The sequence below is a fragment of the Exilispira thermophila genome, from assembly GCF_055389015.1.
The window spans coordinates 371,429-393,957 of sequence record NZ_AP042476.1; the positions used below are offsets into that span (position 1 = coordinate 371,429).

Here is a 22,529-nt window from a genome sequence, read left to right on the forward strand (position 1 = left end):
GTAATAAATATCGTAAAGAATCTGCTTTCAATTAAAAAAAAATAATTGGAGGAGGCAGATGAAACTATCAGTTGGAGTTGATTTACACAAGCATCAAATGACGGTATGTATAAAAAATTTAGAACAAAGGATTGCAGATATTAATTGGAAATTTTCTACAAAAAAAGAAGGATATATGGAATTTGTAAGATTGTTAAAGAAATTATCCCAACCAGAAGAAATTGAAATAGCAGTAGAATCTACAGGAAATACAAGATATTTCAAAAGAGAAATGGAAAATTATGGATTTAAAGTACATGTAGTAAATACCTTAAAGTTTAAAGTAATAAATGAATCAATAAACAAAACAGATAAACATGATGCAAGGACATTAGCAGAATTTTTATCAAAAGATATGATACCAGAAGTAAATTTATGTAAAGAAGATAGTAAAAATTTAAGAGATTTATTAAAGCATAGGTCAGTATTAAAAAAGACCAATGTAAGTTTAAAGAATCAAATACATGGAATAATGTTAGAAATGGGTATAGGAACAAAGAATGGACAGCTTAACACAAAAACAGGAAGGGTAAAAATTATAGAACAAATATCGGACCCAATAAAAAAAAGTATAGTATCAGGGATAATAAAAACAATAAATAGTATAGAAAGTTTAATATCAGAAATAGAGAAAGAGCTTTCAAAGATGACAGAAAAAGATGAAGCAGTAAGAATACTAAGGACAATACCAGGATGTGGATTGATAACTTCAATTACTTTAAGGGCTTACATAGATGACATAAATAAATTTAGTTCATATAAAAAGCTTTCTTCTTATTGTGGATTGGTACCATGGGTACAAAATTCAGCAGACAAAGAAAGATATGGGAATATAACTAAAAGAGGTTCACAAGAATTGAGAACAGCATTTGTACAGATGACAATGGGTATGATAAGGGTAAAAAGAGAAAGAGAAAATAGATATATGAAATCTTATAGAAATATGAAAAAAATAAAAGGAAGTGGAAAAGCAATAATAGCAACTTCAAGAAAGTTAAGTAAATTGGTATGGACATTATTAAAAAATGGTTGTGAATATGATCCAGTAAAATCAAATGATATATTGTTAAATAAAGATTATTCTGTTGCCTGAAAGCAATGATTTGAGGTTTTACCTCGTTTATATAAATTAGCAGATTTTTTGATATTTAATATTGATTTTTATAGGAGAATTTTATGGATATATTTTTAACTTTATTTTCAAGTTTATTTATTTTATTTTCCTCTTCAACAAATTATAATAGTAATGATATCAGGTTGAACTATTTTGAATACAATAGAGGAATGTCATTACCTACAATTGCTCAAATTCATATTTCATATGAAGGAGGTTGGGATTATACTTTTCATAATGTATATATGGAAGATTTATCTTTTTTCCCGGATAATTCTATTATTCCAAATGCTTTTTTTGAACCATTATTTCAAGGTGATATAGTTAATGCAGTAAAAGCAACAACAGAACCTTATTATGGTATAAGGTATTATCATTTTTTTAAAAATAATCCTAATTTTGGAATTGGTATTGATTTCATCCATTTTAAAGTGTTTGTACCATCTGATTCAGAATATCAGATTCATATAACAGGTACTGATGAAAATGGAAATTCTGTTGATATGTGGGCACCAATTCATGATTATATCGCATATTTTAATGTTTCACATGGTGTGAATCATGTAACTTTATCAGCTACATATAGAATGATGTTACTTCCAGATGAAAATATTCCAGAAGGTAGAATACAACCATATGTAGCTTTAAGTTTTGGTCCATGTATTCCACATCCAGAATTAAAATTAACAGGAGATACAGAAAGGTCAGCTTACTCCTATCAAATTGGTTTCCCAAATTTTGGTTTTGGTCTTAATTTAGGAACTAGATTTCAATTCTTTAAACATTTTGGATTTTATTTAGAATACAAGTTTACAGCAACATGGTTATATGGGATGTATTTTGATAATGGAGTCAATGGTACTATTCAAACCAGATTTACTGATAATCATTTTGTATGGGGTTTATTTGTAGCTTTTTAATGTTATATTACAAATATTACATTATATAAAAATATAAAAAATTTTAAAATTTTTTAAACTTTTAAAAATTAAAAATTTAATATTTTAAATCTGGAAATATGTTTTTGATTCCAAATAAATATAAATTAGGATATAATAGTATTACAATAAATTATTACGATGTAATTAATAATATTACAATATATTACAAAACAACTACCAATGTATTGAAAGAAGAGTAATGAAGTACTGTAAATTTTTAATTATTAAAAACAATTTTGTAAAGAAATATGCACAATAAAATTATGAAAAAAAAATGTAAATTAAAAAACTATCAATATAAAATCTGGTTAATCATTATTTTTTTTTACTTTTTAATTCCTGAAAAAGAAATATTAGCGAATAATAAAACAAATTTTAATGATCTATTAACATTTACTTTAAATGATAATTTTTATATTAATTTTTATATTGAAAATACATCTTATTATAGAACTGCTGAAATTATTGAAATTACTGGAAATGAAGATTCTTTTAATTCTATATTTAACTTTAGTTCTAATATAAATTATATAGATAAACTTGATAATAATAATTATATTTCTTATAGTACATTTATTTATTTGTCAATATTTCCCCAAATTTCAACTAAAGAAAGATTTTATGAATATTTTAATCACCAGATTATTTTACTTAAAAACGCAGGATTAAATATTGATTTTATCAAAAATAATTTTTTTATGTCAACTCACTTTGCATATGAAAAGAATATTGTTTTAAATTATAATTTTGAAAATTTTAATATGCCTATAATTTATGACCTTCCAACTTATCCGATCAATTTTTCAAATTATATTTATAATGATAGACTACCATTTTTCCCATTTATTTTAGGTGACAGAATGTTACCAATATATTACTTTAATGCTATTCATTATTATGATACAAATTTTTATATTACTTTTAAATTTAACTTAATAAAATCCATTTTTAATTTATCTCTTGGTGCATCTAATGGAGAGGATGGGCTTGATTCGAATTCTGCTAAATCTGTTATTTTTAAAATTTTATTGAAAAGTAAAAATTTTGATTTAAATAATAATACTAAAACTTTAAATAAAAATTTATTTTATAATGATGTATTTTATTATATAATTTCCTTATCTGGACTTATAGGAAATAGAGGGTCAGTTCCAGCTAAAGTTTATTCTCATCAATATTCTTTTTATTTCGAGGTAGGAAAAAATAGACTTAAACAAATAGCTGATAATATAAAAAATGAGCCAACAATTTATAAAAAGCTAATTAAAAATAAAATAACTTTTGCGTTTGAAGCAGTTTTTACAGTTCATGGATTCACAAAACCGTATATTAACCCATATGATCCTTCATATAATAATTTCCCACAACAATATGAAACAGGGTTTTATGGTGATCCGTCTCATATAACTGCTGAGTGGGAAAGTTTTATAAATCTTTACCAATATGATTTTGGAAATACCTATTTTTTACCTGATGATTTACCAAATATTGATAATCCTGGTTCACCATTATTTGGTGCAGGAGGATTTATTTATTTTGGATTTTTATTATTTGATAATTTAAGAATATTTACCCATTTTTCTATTTATGATTCTAATATATTATCAAATAAAATTATTCCTTATGAACCAAGATATAGAATATTAGGGGGATTTAAATTTAATTTTACCATGTATCTTTCATTTATTTTTAGCTTTTCTTATACTTATGATCCAGTTTATTATAAATTTGCATCTCAATTTTATGATGCTGAAAATAGGGAAAACCATTCAACTGTTGATTATGATCTATTTTTTGGCATTAATTTAAAGTTTTAATTTATATCAGGGGATATTTTGAAATTTAAAAAGTTAAGTTTAGTATTAATTGTTTTTTTTCTCTATTTAATTTTTTCATTTCCAAATGTTAGTTTTGCACAAGATAAAAAAGATGATAATTTTGATGATATATGGTCTTATAACTTTTATTCTATCAATAGTTTTTCAGATAATAATCTTTTCATTAATTGTATTTTTACAGATTTAAATGATATTTTACCTACATCAAATTATTTTTTAAATATTTTTGAAAATATTCTTTTAACAACAATACCTTTAATTGAAGAAACTGGTGGTTTTTCTTTTATTGATCCTGAAAAATTATCTATAAATGGTTATTCATTATATTGGAATAACTGGTATCTTGGAAATTCTGATATATCTGATGTTGTTTTTCAAGGTTCTTCTGGTATTAAAATTCCTGACAATTTAATAAAAGATATTTTTATACTGGATCATAATAGTCTAATTAATAACTTAGCATATAATAACACAGATATTAATAATACATATAGTTTATTTTTTATAGGGAATAAATCTTCAATTATTTTTAACTTATATTCATTTGAATACAATATTAACAAACTTTTAAAGCTTGTTTTTGAAAATAAAAAAAGTTCAACCATAAATATTGAATTTAATTATTTTTATCCTTTTGAAGGGAAAAATATTGAATGGACTGCAAATATAGATGATTTCATTTCTTCTTTGAACATACCTTCATTCTTATTAGGACCATTTCCAGTAGAAAGAAATCCTCCCCCACCAATAGAAAGAAGAAGAGTAAATTATAATTTTAACTTTAATTTTAATAACACTTTTATTGTTCCTTTTTTTGAAAAGGGAAATTATAACACAATTTACTTTAAAAAAGAAGATAACAAAAATAATAATAAAAATAATAATAAAAATATAAAAAATATAATTAGTAATAAAAATTATTTTGATAATATTAGTTTTCCTGTATTGTTTTCCTATAATATTGATATTAATAAAGGACAGAGACAATTTTTAGACTTTAATCTCGATGGTTCATTTAAAAATTTGTTTTATGAAAATTGGAGCTTTTTAAACATCTTTTTTAATAAATTTAAAATTGATAATGATAATAACCTTGTTATGAATAATAATTTTGATTTTGAATATAGGTTTCAGGATAAATTATTTGCACAAAATTATTATTCTTCAGATGAAACTGCAATATTAAAATCATTGGCTTTTTTTTATAGTTTGAATTTAAAAAAGTTATATAATAGTGGTATTTATTTTAAAAATATAATTGAGAAAAATATAATAAAAAAGAGTGGTAATATTTTAGATCAAATTAATTTAAGTGTGTTAGTTAAATTATATTCAATAAAACATAATGATATTGATTTTGTTAGAGAGATTATTGATCCAGATGGTGAAGGATTGTTTCCCTTTTATCCAGAAGGTTATTATTATACATATAATATAAATTTTTCTTTTCAAAATAAGCTTGATTTTTCAATTTTTGATAAAATTGATAATCAAAGTAATAATAATAAAAATTACAATTATAACAATAACTACAATAACAATAAAAATAATAATTTTAATAATAATAACAATAATAATAACTATAATAATAATGAAAATAATAATGAAAACAATAGAAAATTTTTAAACAATAATTATATATTTTTAAACTTTAATAATAAAATGCTCTATTTTGCCCCTTTTATTTCAAATTGGGAAAATAAGATAACATATAATGGTACTGATTATGGGAAAATAAGTTTTTCTTCAAATGATAGCCTTGATTTTTTTGGCAATTATAATGCTGGGATTGAAAGCACTATTAAATTAGGAATATTGGATTTTGATATCAATCAATATTTTCAATTTTCATACTATTTTAATAATAAATTTATAAATTCTATAGTTTTTTTAGATTATGGTTTTGATTTTAATTTAAAGTTATTTGATAGTTATTTTATTACCCCATTTATCTCTTTTTCAAAAACACCTGTAAATATTACCTCTAATTTGATAAATATTTTAAATCCAGATTATTTTAATTCTTATTATTATGTTGGTAATGATTCTTCAGATTATACCTTAATAAATACAACAGGTGGTTCATATATCTCTGTTGATAAAAATTTAAAACAACCTGCTGTATATTCATTTGAAATAGGAAGCGATATTAAAGTTACAAAGCAATGGAATTTTAAATTAGAAGGGTTAGCGAAACTATTTGAAAATACTTTCTGGATCCTTTTTAAACAGAACTCTGAAGATATTCAAAGCTATGGTCTTGAAGATGGTGAATATGTTTCACAAAATGGATATGATATTTTCTTTTTTAATCAAATAAATTCAGGTGAAATAAGAGATTATTTGCTAACTAATTATAATGAACAATTAATTGGTGGAGGAAAATTTTTTGATAAACCTTTTTATGCTGGTGCTAAATTACAAATATTGGGAGAAAAAAAAGATAAATGGTTAGTGGATCTATCTTTTACTGCATATCTGGTTATGGGTATAACTTCATTTGGGAATGGTCCTTTAACAAATGATATCGGGAATGTTGATTTTTCTATGGCAAATCCAAATACCTGGATTAATGGTTATGGGAGAATTGATAGTGATAGAGCATATGTTGGAAAAGGGGTAATTGCATTTAAATTGTTTGGAATTTTATGGAATAGTTTTACAATTAAATATCGAGATGGACAACCTTTTGCATTTTATGATACTTATGAAAATACAATGACAAATGGTTTAAATCAGATTGCTTTAATTTATCATACTATTCAAGCAGAAAATGAGATTGGATTAAAAGGTGGGCCAAGGGAAGATAGTTTATGGAATTTTGATTATAAATTAAGTATAAAAGATTTAGTTATTAATATTCCTGTTTATAAAAAAGATAGTGGAAATAAAAATAAAATTAATAAGCAAAATTATAATTTGAAAAATCAAAATAATAAAAAAACTATAAGTTTATTGATAAATTTTTCATTAACATTTGTCAATTTTTTAGATTTAGCAAATGAACTTTCAGAAAATGTGTTTTCAGGAGGTTCTCGTGCTTCTTTAGAACTAGAAATTCCAGGAAGCATAGTTATGGAAATAAAAATGGAATTCTAATTTTTATTTACATTCTAGTTTTGAAAAATACTTAAATTTATTTAATGTTCTAATTTACAATAAATGTAAAAATAAAATTAAAATTTGAAAAATCTAATAATTATGATACTATCTTTTTAAATCTAAAGGTTGTAAAGTTGGATAAAATTAAAAGAAAAAAAATTAAAATATACAGTATATTTATTATCTTTTTTGTTGTTATTTCTCTAAATAGCCAGATTAATATTTATGCAATTGAAAAAATTAAACCCAATGACAAAATTATTAATTTAATTAATAAACTTTTTGTTTCTTTTATGATTGAGGATGAAAAAGAAAGAATAAAAGCTATACTTCCTCTTGTTCATGACTCAATGAAAACAAAAGATAAAAAATATTTAAGCAGAGATATATTATTATATTCTTATAAAAAAGCTTATCAAAATTATAAATTTTACAAGTTTCCTGTTGAGATAGATTATGTAATAAAAGGAAGAAATTTAACAATAGGATACAAAGAAACTGCTGAATATGGAAGGATTGATAAATATTTTATAAAAAAGAAAGAAAATGTTGCAGGTCTTTCTGCACCAATAAGTATTTTTATTCCAATTAAAGATAATGTTTTGTTAATTGATAAGGCAAAAATAATTGATTTTGGAAGTCTGTAAAAATAAAATTAAATAAAAAACATTTAAACTGGTTTTTCAAAATATGAATAAATTTTTATTTTAAATAGATATATTTTGTATATTAAAAACTAAAAATTAATTGGGATTTTTTTATAAAAATATTAAAAACATATATATAAAATATCTTATATTATTAACAAAGAGGAATCGATATGAAAATGGACACCTTTGATGTTGCAATAATAGGGGCTGGTGTTACAGGAGCTGCTATTGCAAGGAAATTATCTTCATATAAATTAGATGTTGTTTTATTAGAAAAAGAAATTGATGTTTCTTTTGGGGTTTCAAAAGCTAATTCAGGGATAATACATGCTGGATTTCATCATCCTTTAACAAGTTTAAAAGCAAAACTTGAGGTTAAAGGGAATCTTATGTATGATTCTTTACATAAGGAGTTGAATTTTCCATTTAAAAGAAGTGGAATACTTGTAGTTGCATTTAATTTTGAAGAGATGAAAACTATTGAGCATTTATATGAGCAGGGAGTTAAAAATAATGTAATTGGTATAGAAATGTGCAATAGAGAAAGGATTCATGAACTAGAACCCAAACTAAATGATGATGTTGTTGGTGGATTATATGCTCCAACTGGTGGAATAGTTGAGCCATATAGACTTGTTTTTGCATTAGTTGAAAGTGCTATTAAAAACAAAGTTGTATTTAAAAAAGAATTTAAGGTTATTAAACAGGAGAAAAGTGATTCCTATTATACTATATTTTCTGAAAATGGAGAAAAAGTTAATGCTAAATATGTAATTAATGCCGCTGGACTTTATGCAGATGAAATATCTAAAATCTTTAATGCAGAAGAATTTAAAATCACACCAAGAAAAGGGGAAGAATTTTTACTTGCAAGGGATTCTAAAGGATTAACTTCAAAAGTAATTTTTCCAGTTCCAACTCCGATATCAAAAGGTATTCTTGTGATTCCAACAGTTGAAGGTACTTTAATGATAGGACCAACAGCTGAGGAAATTGAAGATAAAACAGATTATTCAACTTCAAAGAAAAATTTTGAAAAAGTGTTTTATCAAGCCAGAAGATTAGTTCCTTCAATTTCTGAAAAGGATATAATAACATCTTTTGCTGGTTTAAGACCAGCTTTAAAAACAGGAGATTTTTTAATTAACATCTCAGATAAATCTTCTCATTTTATTCAGGTTGCAGGTATTCAATCACCTGGATTAACTGCAGCCCCTGCAATTGCTGAATATGTTAAAGATTTACTTAAAAAAGATGGGCTTGAACTCATTGAAGATCCTGATTATGATCCTTATGTTTCACATGCTCCAAAAGTTAGAGACCTTACACCTGAACAATTAGATGAATTGATAAAAGATAATCCCTCTTATGGCAATATTATTTGTAGATGTGAAACTGTTTCAGAAGCAGAAATTGTTGAAGCAATTAGAAAAGGGCATACAACTTTAGATGGAATTAAATTTTATACAAGAGCAGGAATGGGAAAGTGTCAGGGAGGATTCTGTACTTATAAAATTTTAAAAATATTAGAAAGAGAAACAGGTATTTCCCCATTTAAGATTACAAAACGTGGAAAAGAAAGTTATTTAATTAAAAATAAATTATAGAGAAATATATTATAAAGAAATAAATTATAGAAAAATAAATTAAAAAGTTTAAATATAAAGATATCTATAATGAATTAAATGTATAATTTTTATTGTAAATGTGGAGTAAGAGAATGTTAAAAAAAGATTATGATTCTGTTGTAATAGGTGGTGGTTCTGCTGGGATGGCTGCAGCAATTGAAATTGCAAAAAATGGTTTCAAAGTTGCAATAATTGAAAGAGAAGATAAAGAAGGTGGAATCCTTTTACAATGTATCCATAATGGTTTTGGGCTTCATCGATTTAAAGAGGAATTAACTGGACCTGAATATGCTTATAGATTTGAAAAAATAGTTAAATCAGAAAAAAATATTGATATTTATACAAAAACTACAGTTTTAAGCATTCAGGATATTGAGAATGAATACAAAACAGTTGTTGCATCTTCTGATAAATATGGTGTAATTAAATTTATTACAAAAACTATTGCTTTAGCTTCAGGATGTAGAGAAAGAAATAGAGGGAATATTGGAATTCCTGGAACACGACCTGCTGGTATTTTTACTGCAGGGCTGGCTCAAAGACTTGTTAATATTGAAGGTTTAATTCCAGGAAAAGAAGTAGTAATAATTGGTTCTGGTGATATTGGTTTAATAATGGCAAGAAGAATGAGCTGGGTTGGAGCAAATGTTAAAGCTGTTATAGAGATTCAACCTTACCCTTCAGGTCTTACAAGAAATATTGTTCAATGTTTGAATGATTTTAATATCCCACTTTATTTATCTCATGTTGTTAGTAAAATTTATGGAAAAGATAGAGTAGAATCTGTTGATATTACACCTATTGAGGATGGTAAATTGAACTATAACAAAACATTTAATCTAAAATGTGATACTCTTTTACTTTCTGTTGGATTAATTCCTGATACAGAACTTGCTACACAAATTGGGGTTAAGATAAATCCAGAAACAAATGGTCCATTTGTGGATGCATCATTAATGACAAATGTAGAAGGGGTGTTTGCATGTGGAAATGTTTTGCATGTACATGACCTTGTAGATTTTGTTACTGAAGAATCTGAAAGATGCGGTAAATATATTAGTAACTATTTAAATAAGCAAAAACCTGAAATTCAATATCCTGTTAAAGCTTCTTCAAATATAAAATATGTTGTCCCAAATAAATATACATTATATGAGAAAAATAAGTTTTATATGAGAGCAATGGTTGTAAAAAATTTTGCAAAACTAATTGTAAAAATAAACTCCAAAATTATCAAAAAGGTTAATTTAACACATGTACAACCATCAGAAATGATCTCTTTAACTTTAAAGTCTGATGAGATAAAACCTCACCTTGATGATTTAAAAGATAATAAGCTTGAATTTTCTATTGAATAAATTTTTGTTAAATATAAATTATAAAAATATATTTTTATTAGACAAAATAAATTATTATTAAAAAAATGATTTTTTGTTCTTAGAATATTATTATTAAAAAAGTTAGTGTATAAAATAGAATAAATTACTATAAAATATAAAGTAAGAAAAATATAAAGTAAGAATTAAAACATAATTATAATATAAAGCATGATTACTTTATTATAATAAAATAACAATATGTTGTAAAAATTATAATAGTAAAGGTAGTGAATATGAAATATAAAATTATTAGTAAACAGAAAAACAGTAAACATTGTTTTGTTTGTGGATTGAAAAACGATTTTGGTCTTAAAGCTAAATTTTTTGTTCTTGATAACAAAGAAACAGTTGCCTTATTTACCCCACATGAATTTCATCAAAGTTATCCTGGTATGATGCATGGTGGAATGTCTGCTACAATTCTTGATGAAACTATTGGTAGAGCAATTTGTGCTTTTGAAAAAGATACATTGGGGTTTACACTCGATTTACATATAAAATATAGAAAACCTGTTCCTTTAAATAAAGAATTAAAAGTTATTGCTAAAGTTACACATAATGGTAGTAGGTTTTTTGAAGGGGAAGGCAAATTAATTTTACCAACTGGCGAAGTGGCTGTAGAGGCACATGGTAAGTATATAAAAGTTAATGAGAAAAATATTGGAGATTGGGATCCTGAAAAAGAAGAATGGAAGGTAACTCATATGAAAGATGATCCTGATGAAATTGAATTAAATATTAAACAAAAAAAATAATTAAGCTTAATGTTGAATTTTAATAAAGTTAGCAAAGAAAACAATTAAATGATTATTGTAAAATTTACATAAATGAAAATTACAGAAAATTAAACAATTAATTTATATAAATTGGAGGGAATATGAGTATTTTAGCAGACCTAACCAGAATATTGGCAAAAATTGCAAGACAGGATATTATAAAAATGACAACTGTTTCTTCATCAGGTCATCCTGGTGGCTCGATGTCTTCTATTGATTTTTATCTATCATCAATTTTGGATTCAAATGTTTTCAAAATTAACAATATACCTGATGATAAGAGAAATAAAATTTTTGAAAAATTGAATAGATTTTTATTAGAAGAAAAAAATTTAGAAGAGAAAAACATTGTTTTTTCATTTTTAAAAGAGTTAACTGAAATAGTTCAAGATATAGATATTGATTTAAAATTAAAGCATCCTGAAAAATATTTTTATGATTATGAATCAAAATATAAAGAAAAAGAAAAAATGTTTGAAAATATACTTGCAAATGAGTTTGATAACAATTTGAGCAAGATATTTGTTAAACGAAATAATTATTATAAAAATTATTTTATTCTTCTAAATATAATATTTGAAATTGATTATAATAATTTTTTTGAAGATGTAGATACTTTTTTTATATCTCATGGCCATACTTCTCCTGGATGGTATTCAGCTTTGGGTGTTTTAGGAATTGCTGATAGAAGGCTTATTAATTCTGGATTTAGAGATATTAATACACCTTTTTCCGGGCATGTTGAACATCAGATTCCTTTAATAGAATGGGATACTGGTAATTTAGGGCAGGGACTATCAGCTGCTACTGGAAAAGCCCTTTTTAATAAAAAAACGGGATACAATTCTCATGTAATTACTTTTATGGGAGATGGTGAACAACAAAAAGGACAGATAAGTGAAGCAAGAAGATTTATAAAAAAATTTGACTTAACTAATCTTACAGTTATTATTGATTATAATGAATTACAAATTTCAGGTAATATTCATAGTGTTATGCCTCAAAATATTGACAAAGAATGGGAAGCTGCAGGATTTAAAGTGGTTCACATAGATGGGCATAATGCAGAGGATCTTTATGAAATTTTAAATATAGTTAAAAAAGATAAAGAAAATGTTTATTGTATTATGGCTCATACACATATGGGTAAAGGTGTATCTTTTATGGAAGATAAAGAAAAATATCATGGTTCAACATTAAAAATAGATAAATATGTTGATGCTATAAAGGAATTAGGTGGGTTTGATGATATAAACTTTTTTCTTACAATCAGAAAAACTATGAAATTTGAAATATTATCTTATAAAGATTATTTTAATGACTATAAAATAAAAAATTTTAAAGAAGATATTGAAAAAGCATTAGCTGAGATAAATGAAAAACCAAATAGTTTTTATTCTATTGAGGATAAAGTAGATTGCAGGTCAGCTTTTGGAAAAGTACTTGTAGAAATTGCTAATGAAAATAAAAAGTTAAAAACATTTGTGTTTGATTGTGATTTATCAGGAAGTGTTAAAACTAAAGAATTTGCATCATTGTATTCAGATTATTTTATACAGTCTGGTATTCAAGAACATCATACAGCTGTATCATCGGGTAGATTATCAAAAGAAAAAGCTTTAGTTTTTTATTCAGATTTTGCTATATTCGGGATGGATGAAACTTTTAATCAACAAAGACTTAATTCAATTAATGAAACAAATTTAAAAGTTGTATTAACTCATGCAGGTGCTAATGTTGGGGAAGATGGGAAAACTCATCAAGCAATAAATTATATAGCAATTCCTAATACAATATTTGATTTTAAGTTAATATTACCTGCAGATCCAAATCAAACTTTATATGCAGTAAAATATGCTGCAAAAAACTATGGAAATTATTTTGTTGTAATGGGGAGAAGCAAAACCCCAATTATTTCAACAGATGAAAAAACTCCTTTTTTTGGAAAAGATTATAAATTTGAATATGGTAAGGCTGATATCATTATTAAAAGTAATAAAAATTACCTTGTATCAGCAGGACCAGTGTTTGGAGAAGTGTATAAAGCTGCTTTAAATTTAAGAAAGGAAGGGATCGATATTGGATTAATTAATATTTCAACTCCTTTAGAAATAGATAAAGATTTAATTATAGAGTTTAATAATAAGAATCTTTTTGTTATTGAAGACCACAACATTAATTCGGGATTATATTCATTAATTTTAGCATTTATTGCTAAAAATAAAATTAATGCAAATATTTCAGGTTATGGTATTAATAACTATCCTCCATCAGGAAATTACATTGATGTATATAAAAAATTTAAAATAGATGTTGAAAGTATTACTAAAAATATTAAAAAAAATATTGAAATATGAAATTATTAACTTATATTTATTTTGCATTAACAAATATTAATTATACTTTTTTTTAAATATTTTTTAGATTAACTATTGAAAAATTTTTATTTGGAAATTATATTTATTAATAGAGAATAATTATTAGGTTGAATCATTAAGTTAAAAGGGTATTAATAAAGTAATATAGGAAATAAATAATTTTAAATATTTTTCAGGAGTAATAAATGGGAATTGAAAATATAAAATTAATACATGAAAAAGAGCAGGAATTAAAAGATAAGATAGAGAAAACAAAAGAACAAAAGAAAAAAGAGTTTTATGCTTTAGAAGATTATTTTAAAGCTGAAAAAGAAAAATTGAAAAAGAAAATAAAAAAAGAGGGTGAAATTCTTCTTGAAAAGAAAAAAAAAGAAGTAGATCATGAAATTAGTAAGATTAAACAAGAAACTGAATCTATGCTTATCAAATTCTCGAACATTCCAGAGAAAAAGATAAAAGAAGCTGTTGAATATATTGAAAAACATATGTTTGAATAAAAATTATAATAAAAGTGATGGAGAAAATATGCCTGTAAGCAAAGTCTCAAAAGTAGAATTTATTTTTTATAAAGAAATATTAAATGATTTTATTGATGAAATTCAAAAAGATGGGTTTATTCATATTGATATAGATTATTTGAAAAAAATAAAAGAAAACTTAGATTTTGAACCATCCGATATTCTAAAATCTTTAGAACAGGAAGACATAAAAAAATTTTTATATGAAACTGAAAAAATATTAAATTTTTCTAAAAAATGGGATAAATCAAAAGGTGTATTGTCCTCAATGTCTAATGAAGTTCCAGTTTATACTGAGAAAAAATTTGAATCAATTTTAAAATCATTTAGGTATGAAAAAATTATTCCTGAGCTTTCTGAATCAATTGATAATTTGAAAAAGTATGATGATGAAATAGCAAAAATCAATCAAAAAATAGATTTTTTACAACCATTTAAAGAATTACCTGTTGATGTTAAATATTTTAAAGATAGTGAAAAATTTAGAATTCAATTTATTGTTATTTCTAAAGTAAAATGGCAACTTATTGAAGCTCTGTTTGAAGAATATGAATATATTGATTACTATAAATTTTCTGAATATGATAATAATATTTATTTTGTTTTGGTTACTGAAAAAGAAAAATATTCAGAAATTTTTGGAAATATTAGAAAATTTGGTGGTGAAGAGATCAATATACATGAAAATTCTGGACTTGTTAAAGATATTATACATAATTATTTTATAAAACTTAATGAGATAATTGATAAAAGAGAAAAAGAAGAAAAATTTATTAAAGAAAAATATGAAGTTTTAAGTGGTACTTTAAAAATATTTTATGATCAAATTTTTGCTTTAAATCAAAAGAGGGAAGTTGAAAAGAATTTTATTTCTACTGATTATACTATTTATGTAACTGGATGGGTATTAAATAAAGATAAAAATAGACTTGATTATTATAGAAAAAAATATCCACAACTGGAGATAAAAGTTTCTAAACCATCTAAAGATGATGAACCTCCAATTGCATTAACAAATAGTAAAATAATTAAACCTTATGAGTTTTTAACTGAATTATATGCACTTCCAAAACCTGGAGAAATTGATCCTACCCCTTTATTTGCTCCATTTTTTGCAATCTTTTTTGCTTTATGTTTAACTGATGCAGGGTATGGTCTTGTTTTGTTCCTTGCAGCATTAATTTTAGGAAGAAATATGAAAGGGGAAGGGAAAAAGTTAATTAATCTTTTGATGCAAGCAGGAATTTTTACTATGATTGCCGGTGTTTTAACTGGAAGTTATTTTGGGACAAGAGTAGAATTACTATCCCCTTCTTTACAAAAACTAATTTATAGTGTTAGACTTTTAGACCCAATGTCCCAATCTATTAAACTTTTTGTTTTAGCTTTGTTTTTAGGTGTTATACAGATATTGTTTTCTTATCTTATTCCTTTTTATATCTATTTGAAAAACGGATATGCTGGAAAAGCTTTTGGAGATTACTTTTCTAATGCTCTAATTTTAGTATCAATTGTAATTTTATTGATGAAATTCTTTGGACAGAATATATCACCTGTCATTATAAAAATTTCCTGGGGAGGGTTTTTAACAGGGATTTTACTTTTACTTATTCTTTCAGGAAATGATGCTCCAACAAAAGTTGAGGTTGGTCTTAACAAATTTTTTGCTATTTATGGTATCACTGGACTTATGGGGGATGTGTTATCTTATGCAAGGTTGTTAGCTTTAGGTTTAGCAACATCTGTAATTGCTCTTGTAGTAAATATTTTAGCTCAGCTTGTTAGAGGGGATGGACATTCAGTTGTTGGATTTATTTTGTCATTAATTGTGTTGATTTTTGGTCATACCTTTAATCTTGTTATAAATGCTTTAGGTGGTTTTGTTCATTCTTTAAGATTACAATATGTTGAATTTTTTAAACAATTTTATGAAGGTGGCGGAAAACCATTTAAACCATTTAGAAGGGTGCATAAGTTTACTAGAATAGTAAAAAGTTAAAAAAAAATTAGAAAGCAGAAAAAAGTTTTACAAATAAAATATTAGAAAATAAAAATTTAATTTATGTAGGAGGAAAAAATGGGAATAGCATTGGCTATATTAGGAGCAGCACTTGCAACAGGACTAGCAGGAGTTGGATCAGCATTGGGTATTTCATATGCTTCAAGAACAGCATCAGGTGCTATGGCTGAAGATCCATCTAAATTTGGAAAATTTTTACTTTTAATTGCTTTACCGGGTACTCAGGGTATTTATGGATTTATAATTGGATTTTTTATTCTTTTAAAATTAAATATTATTGGTGCAGGTACATTGGCAAATATTACAAATATTTCTACAGCTCAAGGTTGGTTATATTTATTTGCAGGACTTCCAATAGCAATTGGTGGCTTGGTTTCAGGTATGTATCAGGGAAAAGTATGTGCAGCTGGTATTTCTATGCTTTCTAAACAACCTGGTGAATCAGGTAAAAGTTTAGTAATGGCTGTATTAGTTGAATTTTATGCTATTTTAGGTTTCTTAATTTCATTATTTATTGTTTTATTAAATGTAAAATAAAGAATTAGAAATATATAATTAGTATTTATGTTAAATATATTTAGATTCAAATTAAGATTAAAATGTTTAATTGAGTAAACTTTTGTTATATAGTGTATTTAGATATATAGAAAAATATAAATGTTTTTTGATATTTTAAATAGATAATATTAATAAATATATACTTATATTAAAAATGAAAAATTGAAAAAATAAAGATAGTTTGAAATATTATACAGTTAAATAAAAAAATAAAATTTAGATAAAAAAAATAATATAATAAAAGAAAATGATATAAAGACTATAAATAATAGGGTAAAAGAATATAAACAAAATTATATCTAAGAAATAGTAATAAAAAACTATTTAAATTAATTATTTAAATAAATAGTTTAGATTTAAAATCTAAAATTAGAGGTAAAAAATGGCATTAGAAGATATTTTAAAAAAAATTGAACAAGAAGCCAATCAAGAAATCGAAAATATCAAGCTTGAATGGGATAATAAAATTAAAAAAGAAAAAAAATCTATAGATAAAAAAATCAAAAAAATGTATGAAGATGAGATCCAAAAAGTAGAAAAAGAGATAGAACAATCTGAAAGGAAAAGGATTCTTGATGCAAAGCTTGAACAAAGAAATGTTATTCTGAAAAAAAAGATTGAAATTATTAATAATATCTTTTCTGAAGTTTTTGAGAAAATTTTAAATTATAATGAAAATAAATATTTCAATATTTTAATTGACCTTATTAAAAAAGGTACAGAAACAAAAGATGAAGAAATAATTCTTAATGAAAAAGATAAAAAGAAATTTGGTGATAAAATTCTTAAAGTCTTAAAGGGAAAATATAAAATATCTGATGAAACTAGAGATATTAAAGGTGGTGTTATTTTAAAAAATGGAGATATAGAAACCAATTTATCTTTAGATTTTATATTTAAAGATAAAAGAGAAAAATTAGAACAGGAAGTGGGGAAAATAATAAATGTTATCTGATATTAAATTTAAAGATAATGATAATTATTTATTTGCAAATGGTTTAATAAGATCTCTAGAAAATCGGCTCTTAACTGAAGGCGATTATTTGCAAATTCTGGATTTAGATATATCAAATTTTTTCAATATTTTAGTTGAAAAAGGATATCGCCTGCACAATGGAAAAGAAAATATAACATTTGATAAACTAGCTAATTGGGAAAGATGGCATTATTATAAACTTGTAAGAAATCTTGTAGAGAATGAAGATGAATTAAAACTATTTTATCTACAAAATGACTTTAATAATCTTAAATTAATGCTCAAGTATAAAATTATATATGAAGAAAACCCAGAATTTGATGAACTACCTTTAATAGAGTTTACATATTATAATAACAAAAAATTATATGATCTTGTTTTTGAAGGAATAAAAGAAGATATTGATAATAATATTATAGAATTTGTTGAAACAATATTAAATCTCAAGGACAAACCAAATTCTAAGACAATAGAAATTCTCACTGATTTGTTTTATTATAAATTTATGATTTTTCTTTCAAAGAAAATTAATTCTGATTTTTTATTCAATTATTTTAACTTAGCTGCATTTTTTATTAATATAAAAAACTTTTTAAGAATTAAACTTTCAAATAATAATATTGATGATTTCAAATATTGTTTTATCCCACAAAATATTAGTTCGCTTTCAGATTTTATTGAGATATGGGATCAGGATTTAAATGCATTATCTTTAAAATTTATAAAAGAAGATTTTTATTTTTCTTTAAATGATATGATTCTGGAATATGTTAAAAATAAAGATTTATCGATTTTAGAGAAGAATATAGATGATTTTTTAACTTTATATCTAAAAGAAAATTTGCAGGATAAAATTGCTAATCTTGAAATAATTTTTGCATATTGCTATGCAAAAAAAATAGAATTGTTAAATTTAAAAATTATTTATGTTGGAAAATTAAATAATCTTAAAAGAGAACAAATAACTAAACTTTTAAGGAAACCATATGTCTGATATAGCAGTAATTGCAGACAAAGATTCAGGAATAGGTTTTAAGTCCATTGGATTTGATACTTATTTTTTTAATGAAAATAATTTTATTAAAGAACAATATTTACCAAAATTATTTTCTGTTTTTAAAAAGGAATATAAAATAATATTTTTAACAGAATTTTTTTATAAAGCTTTTATTGAAGAAATTGAAGAGTTTACAAGAGATAAATTATTTCCTATTATAGTTGCTATACCATCTGTTAAAGGACAGGAAAATTTAAGCCAGAAAATTGTTAAAAACTTAGTTGAAAAAGCTTTAGGTGGTAGTTTTTTGGATTCATAGTTTAAGTAAAGTGGAGGAAAATATATGAATGTTGGACGAGTTATAAAAGTTGCAGGACCTTTAATTGTAGCTGAAGGAATGAGTGAAGCTAATATGTTTGATGTTGTAAAGGTTTCAGATCTTCACCTTATTGGTGAAATCATTGAAATGAGAGGTGACAAAGCTTCAATTCAGGTTTATGAAGAAACAAATGGTATTGGGGTTGGAGATCCTGTATATTCTACTGGAGAACCACTTTCTGTAGAATTGGGGCCCGGGATAATTGAAAATATTTATGATGGAATACAAAGACCTCTTGAAGTTATTAGAGAAAAAGCTGGTGATTTATTAACAAGAGGTGTTTCTGTTCCTGCATTAGATAGAGATAGAAAATGGAAATTTATACCTTTAAAAAAGAAAGGTGAATATGTAGTTAGTGGTGAAAAAGTTGGGTATGTTGATGAAACAATATTAATTAAACATTATATTATGGTCCCTCCAGCTATTGAAGGTGAAATAGTAGAAATCAAAGAAGGTGAATTTACAGTTGAAGATGTAGTATATAAATTAAAAGATAAAGATGGAAATATCAAAGAATTTACGATGATACAAAAATGGCCCGTTAGAAAATCTAGACCTTATGTTAAAAAATTAAATCCTTATGAACCTATGCTTACAGGTCAGAGAGTTATTGATACTTTTTTTCCAGTAGCAAAAGGTGGTACAGCATGTGTTCCTGGTCCATTTGGTTCAGGGAAAACTGTTGTACAGCATCAATTAGCAAAATGGGCTGATGCTGAAATAATTATTTATGTTGGTTGTGGTGAACGTGGAAATGAAATGACCGATGTATTATTAGAATTTCCTGAATTAAAAGATCCTAAATCAGGTCATCCATTAATGAAAAGAACAATTTTGATTGCAAATACATCAAATATGCCTGTTGCAGCAAGGGAGGCCTCAGTATATACAGGTATTACCATTGGTGAATATTTTAGGGATATGGGATATTCTGTTGCATTAATGGCTGATTCTACTTCAAGATGGGCAGAAGCTATGAGAGAAATGTCAGGAAGACTTGAAGAGATGCCTGGTGAAGAAGGATATCCTGCATATTTAGGTACAAGAATTGCTGAATTTTATGAAAGAGCTGGTAAAACAGTTTGTCTTGGAAAAGACAATAGAGAAGGTGCATTAACAGTTATTGGAGCTGTATCACCTCCTGGAGGTGATTTATCTGATCCAGTTGTACAGGCAACATTAAGAGTTGTTAAAGTATTCTGGTCATTATCAGCTAACTTAGCTTATAGAAGACATTTTCCAGCTATTGATTGGTTAACTTCTTATTCTTTATATTCTGATAGTTTAAAAGACTTTTTTATTAACAATATTAGTGAAGAATGGATTGAATATAAAAATAGAGCTATGGCAGTATTACAAAGAGAAGCAGAATTAGAAGAAATTGTAAGACTTGTTGGTCTTGATGCTTTATCTCCTGAAAATAGACTTTTAATGGATACTGCAAAATCTATCAGAGAAGACTATTTACACCAAAATGCTTTTCATGAAATTGATACATATACATCATCAAAAAAATCTAAATATATGATAGAAATTATATTATATTTCCATGATGAAGCTATAAAATATCTAAAACAAAATATACCAGTTAAAGAAATAATTGCTCTAGATGTTAAAGAAAAAATTGCTAGAATGAAATATATAGAAGAAAAAGATGTAGATAAAATATTAGATATTAAAAAAGAAATTGATAAGCAATTAAAAGAACTTGCAAGTAAATATGTTGAATAGATAGATTGTCGAAAGGAGTACTTATTATGATCAAAGAATATAGAACAATAGCTGAAGTTGTTGGTCCTTTGATGTTAGTTAAAAATGTAAAAGATGTTAAATATGAAGAATTAGTTGAGATAGAATTACAGAATGGTGAGGTCAGAAATGGTAAAGTTCTAGAAGTAAATCAGGATATGGCTCTTATTCAGCTTTTTGAAGGAGCAAGAGGGATCAATATAAAAAAATCTAAAGTTAGATTTTTAGGAAAAGGTGTAGAAATTGGTCTTTCTGAAGATATGCTTGGTAGAGTATTTGATGGACAGGGAAGACCTATAGATGGAAAAGAAAAAATTTTAGCTGAAATTAAAAGAGATATAAATGGTTCGCCTATTAACCCTTATGCAAGGGATTATCCAAATGAATTTATTCAAACAGGTATTTCTACTATTGATGGATTGAATACCCTTGTTAGAGGTCAAAAATTACCTATTTTTTCTGGTAGTGGTTTACCTCATAATAAACTTGCTGCACAAATTGCAAGGCAAGCTAAAGTTTTAGAAAAAGAGGGTGAATCTCAATCAAGATTTGCTGTAGTATTTGCTGCAATGGGTATTACTTTTGAAGAAGCACAATTTTTTATTGAAGATTTTCAAAAAACTGGTGCCATTGAAAGATCAGTTTTATTTATTAACTTAGCGGATGACCCTGCAATTGAAAGAATTACTACCCCTAGATTAGCTTTAACAACAGCTGAATATCTTGCTTTTGATAAAGGAATGCATGTTTTAGTTATATTAACTGATATGACAAATTATTGTGAAGCATTAAGAGAAATTTCTGCAGCAAGACAGGAGGTACCTGGAAGAAGAGGGTATCCTGGATATCTATATACTGACTTGTCAATGATATATGAAAGAGCAGGAAGAATTAAAGGGAAAGAGGGGTCAATTACTCAAATTCCCATATTAACAATGCCTGAAGATGATAAAACACACCCTATACCAGATTTAACTGGTTATATTACAGAAGGACAAATTGTTTTTTCAAGGGAATTGCACCGAAGAGCTATTTATCCACCAGTTGATGTTTTACAATCTTTATCAAGATTAAAAGACAAAGGTATCGGTAAGGGTAAAACAAGAGAGGATCATGCAGATGTATTTAATCAGTTGTTTGCAGCTTATGCATCTGGTATTGAAGCAAGAGAACTTGAAGCAATTTTAGGTGAAGCTGCTTTATCTGATCTTGATAAAATTTATTATAAATTTGCTGAGGAATTTGAAAAAAGATATATTAATCAAGGAGAATATGAAAATAGAACAATTTTTGAAACATTGGATCTTTCCTGGGATCTATTAAAGATGATACCTAGAAGAGAATTAAAAAGAATTAGAGATGCTTATCTTGAAAAATATCTTGATCCTATACTTGCAAAAGAAGAGAGCAAATAGTTTTAAATTTATAGAATTTGTATTAAAATATTATTCGAATAACAAATATATATTAAGAATACATGATTATAC

17 protein-coding genes are annotated in these 22,529 nt (G+C 25.1%); all 17 read left to right on the top strand.

What is annotated here, in order from left to right; translation table 11 throughout:
• Positions 1–58 precede the first annotated feature (58 nt).
• On the top strand, positions 59–1,132 hold the full coding sequence (locus ACZ5EC_RS01535) for an IS110 family RNA-guided transposase (RefSeq protein ID WP_464301764.1): 1,074 nt from the start codon (positions 59–61) through the stop codon (positions 1,130–1,132).
• Between the two features lie 83 nt (positions 1,133–1,215).
• Positions 1,216–2,073, top strand: coding sequence for a hypothetical protein (locus ACZ5EC_RS01540; protein WP_464303204.1), 858 nt, complete (start codon positions 1,216–1,218; stop codon positions 2,071–2,073).
• 284 nt (positions 2,074–2,357) lie between these two features.
• Complete coding sequence (locus tag ACZ5EC_RS01545; protein ID WP_464303205.1) at positions 2,358–3,911, top strand: hypothetical protein; 1,554 nt, start codon at positions 2,358–2,360, stop codon at positions 3,909–3,911.
• An 18-nt stretch (positions 3,912–3,929) separates the two neighbouring features.
• Positions 3,930–7,031, top strand: a complete 3,102-nt coding sequence (locus ACZ5EC_RS01550; RefSeq protein WP_464303206.1) for a hypothetical protein — start codon at positions 3,930–3,932, stop codon at positions 7,029–7,031.
• A 137-nt stretch (positions 7,032–7,168) separates the two neighbouring features.
• Positions 7,169–7,681, top strand: coding sequence for a hypothetical protein (locus tag ACZ5EC_RS01555; RefSeq protein ID WP_464303207.1), 513 nt, complete (start codon positions 7,169–7,171; stop codon positions 7,679–7,681).
• 173 nt (positions 7,682–7,854) lie between these two features.
• Positions 7,855–9,291: an FAD-dependent oxidoreductase gene (locus tag ACZ5EC_RS01560; RefSeq protein WP_464303208.1), complete on the top strand. Its 1,437-nt coding sequence runs from the start codon at positions 7,855–7,857 to the stop codon at positions 9,289–9,291.
• A 113-nt stretch (positions 9,292–9,404) separates the two neighbouring features.
• Positions 9,405–10,670, top strand: coding sequence for an NAD(P)/FAD-dependent oxidoreductase (locus ACZ5EC_RS01565; protein WP_464303209.1), 1,266 nt, complete (start codon positions 9,405–9,407; stop codon positions 10,668–10,670).
• A gap of 254 nt (positions 10,671–10,924) precedes the next feature.
• Positions 10,925–11,446: a PaaI family thioesterase gene (locus tag ACZ5EC_RS01570; RefSeq protein ID WP_464303210.1), complete on the top strand. Its 522-nt coding sequence runs from the start codon at positions 10,925–10,927 to the stop codon at positions 11,444–11,446.
• 122 nt (positions 11,447–11,568) lie between these two features.
• Positions 11,569–13,824, top strand: coding sequence for a transketolase (locus ACZ5EC_RS01575; protein WP_464303211.1), 2,256 nt, complete (start codon positions 11,569–11,571; stop codon positions 13,822–13,824).
• A gap of 206 nt (positions 13,825–14,030) precedes the next feature.
• Positions 14,031–14,342: a hypothetical protein gene (locus ACZ5EC_RS01580; RefSeq protein ID WP_464303212.1), complete on the top strand. Its 312-nt coding sequence runs from the start codon at positions 14,031–14,033 to the stop codon at positions 14,340–14,342.
• Between the two features lie 28 nt (positions 14,343–14,370).
• Positions 14,371–16,362, top strand: coding sequence for a V-type ATP synthase subunit I (locus tag ACZ5EC_RS01585; RefSeq protein WP_464303213.1), 1,992 nt, complete (start codon positions 14,371–14,373; stop codon positions 16,360–16,362).
• A 78-nt stretch (positions 16,363–16,440) separates the two neighbouring features.
• The gene (locus ACZ5EC_RS01590) at positions 16,441–16,920 is read left to right on the top strand and encodes a V-type ATP synthase subunit K (protein WP_464303214.1); all 480 of its coding nucleotides are present in this window, start codon (positions 16,441–16,443) and stop codon (positions 16,918–16,920) included.
• A gap of 403 nt (positions 16,921–17,323) precedes the next feature.
• Positions 17,324–17,896, top strand: coding sequence for a V-type ATP synthase subunit E (locus tag ACZ5EC_RS01595; RefSeq protein WP_464303215.1), 573 nt, complete (start codon positions 17,324–17,326; stop codon positions 17,894–17,896).
• Positions 17,886–18,911 (top strand): V-type ATPase subunit, encoded by a 1,026-nt coding sequence (locus ACZ5EC_RS01600; protein ID WP_464303216.1) that lies wholly within the window; start codon positions 17,886–17,888, stop codon positions 18,909–18,911. Before ACZ5EC_RS01595 ends, ACZ5EC_RS01600 begins: the two co-directional genes overlap by 11 nt.
• A complete protein-coding gene (locus ACZ5EC_RS01605) occupies positions 18,904–19,233 on the top strand; it encodes a V-type ATP synthase subunit F (protein WP_464303217.1) in 330 nt (109 codons plus the stop codon). The genes ACZ5EC_RS01600 and ACZ5EC_RS01605 overlap by 8 nt, the downstream gene beginning before the upstream one ends.
• Positions 19,234–19,257: 24 nt before the next feature.
• Positions 19,258–21,024: a V-type ATP synthase subunit A gene (locus tag ACZ5EC_RS01610; protein ID WP_464303218.1), complete on the top strand. Its 1,767-nt coding sequence runs from the start codon at positions 19,258–19,260 to the stop codon at positions 21,022–21,024.
• A 26-nt stretch (positions 21,025–21,050) separates the two neighbouring features.
• Positions 21,051–22,457 carry a V-type ATP synthase subunit B gene (locus ACZ5EC_RS01615; RefSeq protein WP_464303219.1) on the top strand — a complete coding sequence of 469 codons (1,407 nt, stop codon included), beginning with the start codon at positions 21,051–21,053 and terminating at the stop codon, positions 22,455–22,457.
• Positions 22,458–22,529: the final 72 nt, after the last annotated feature.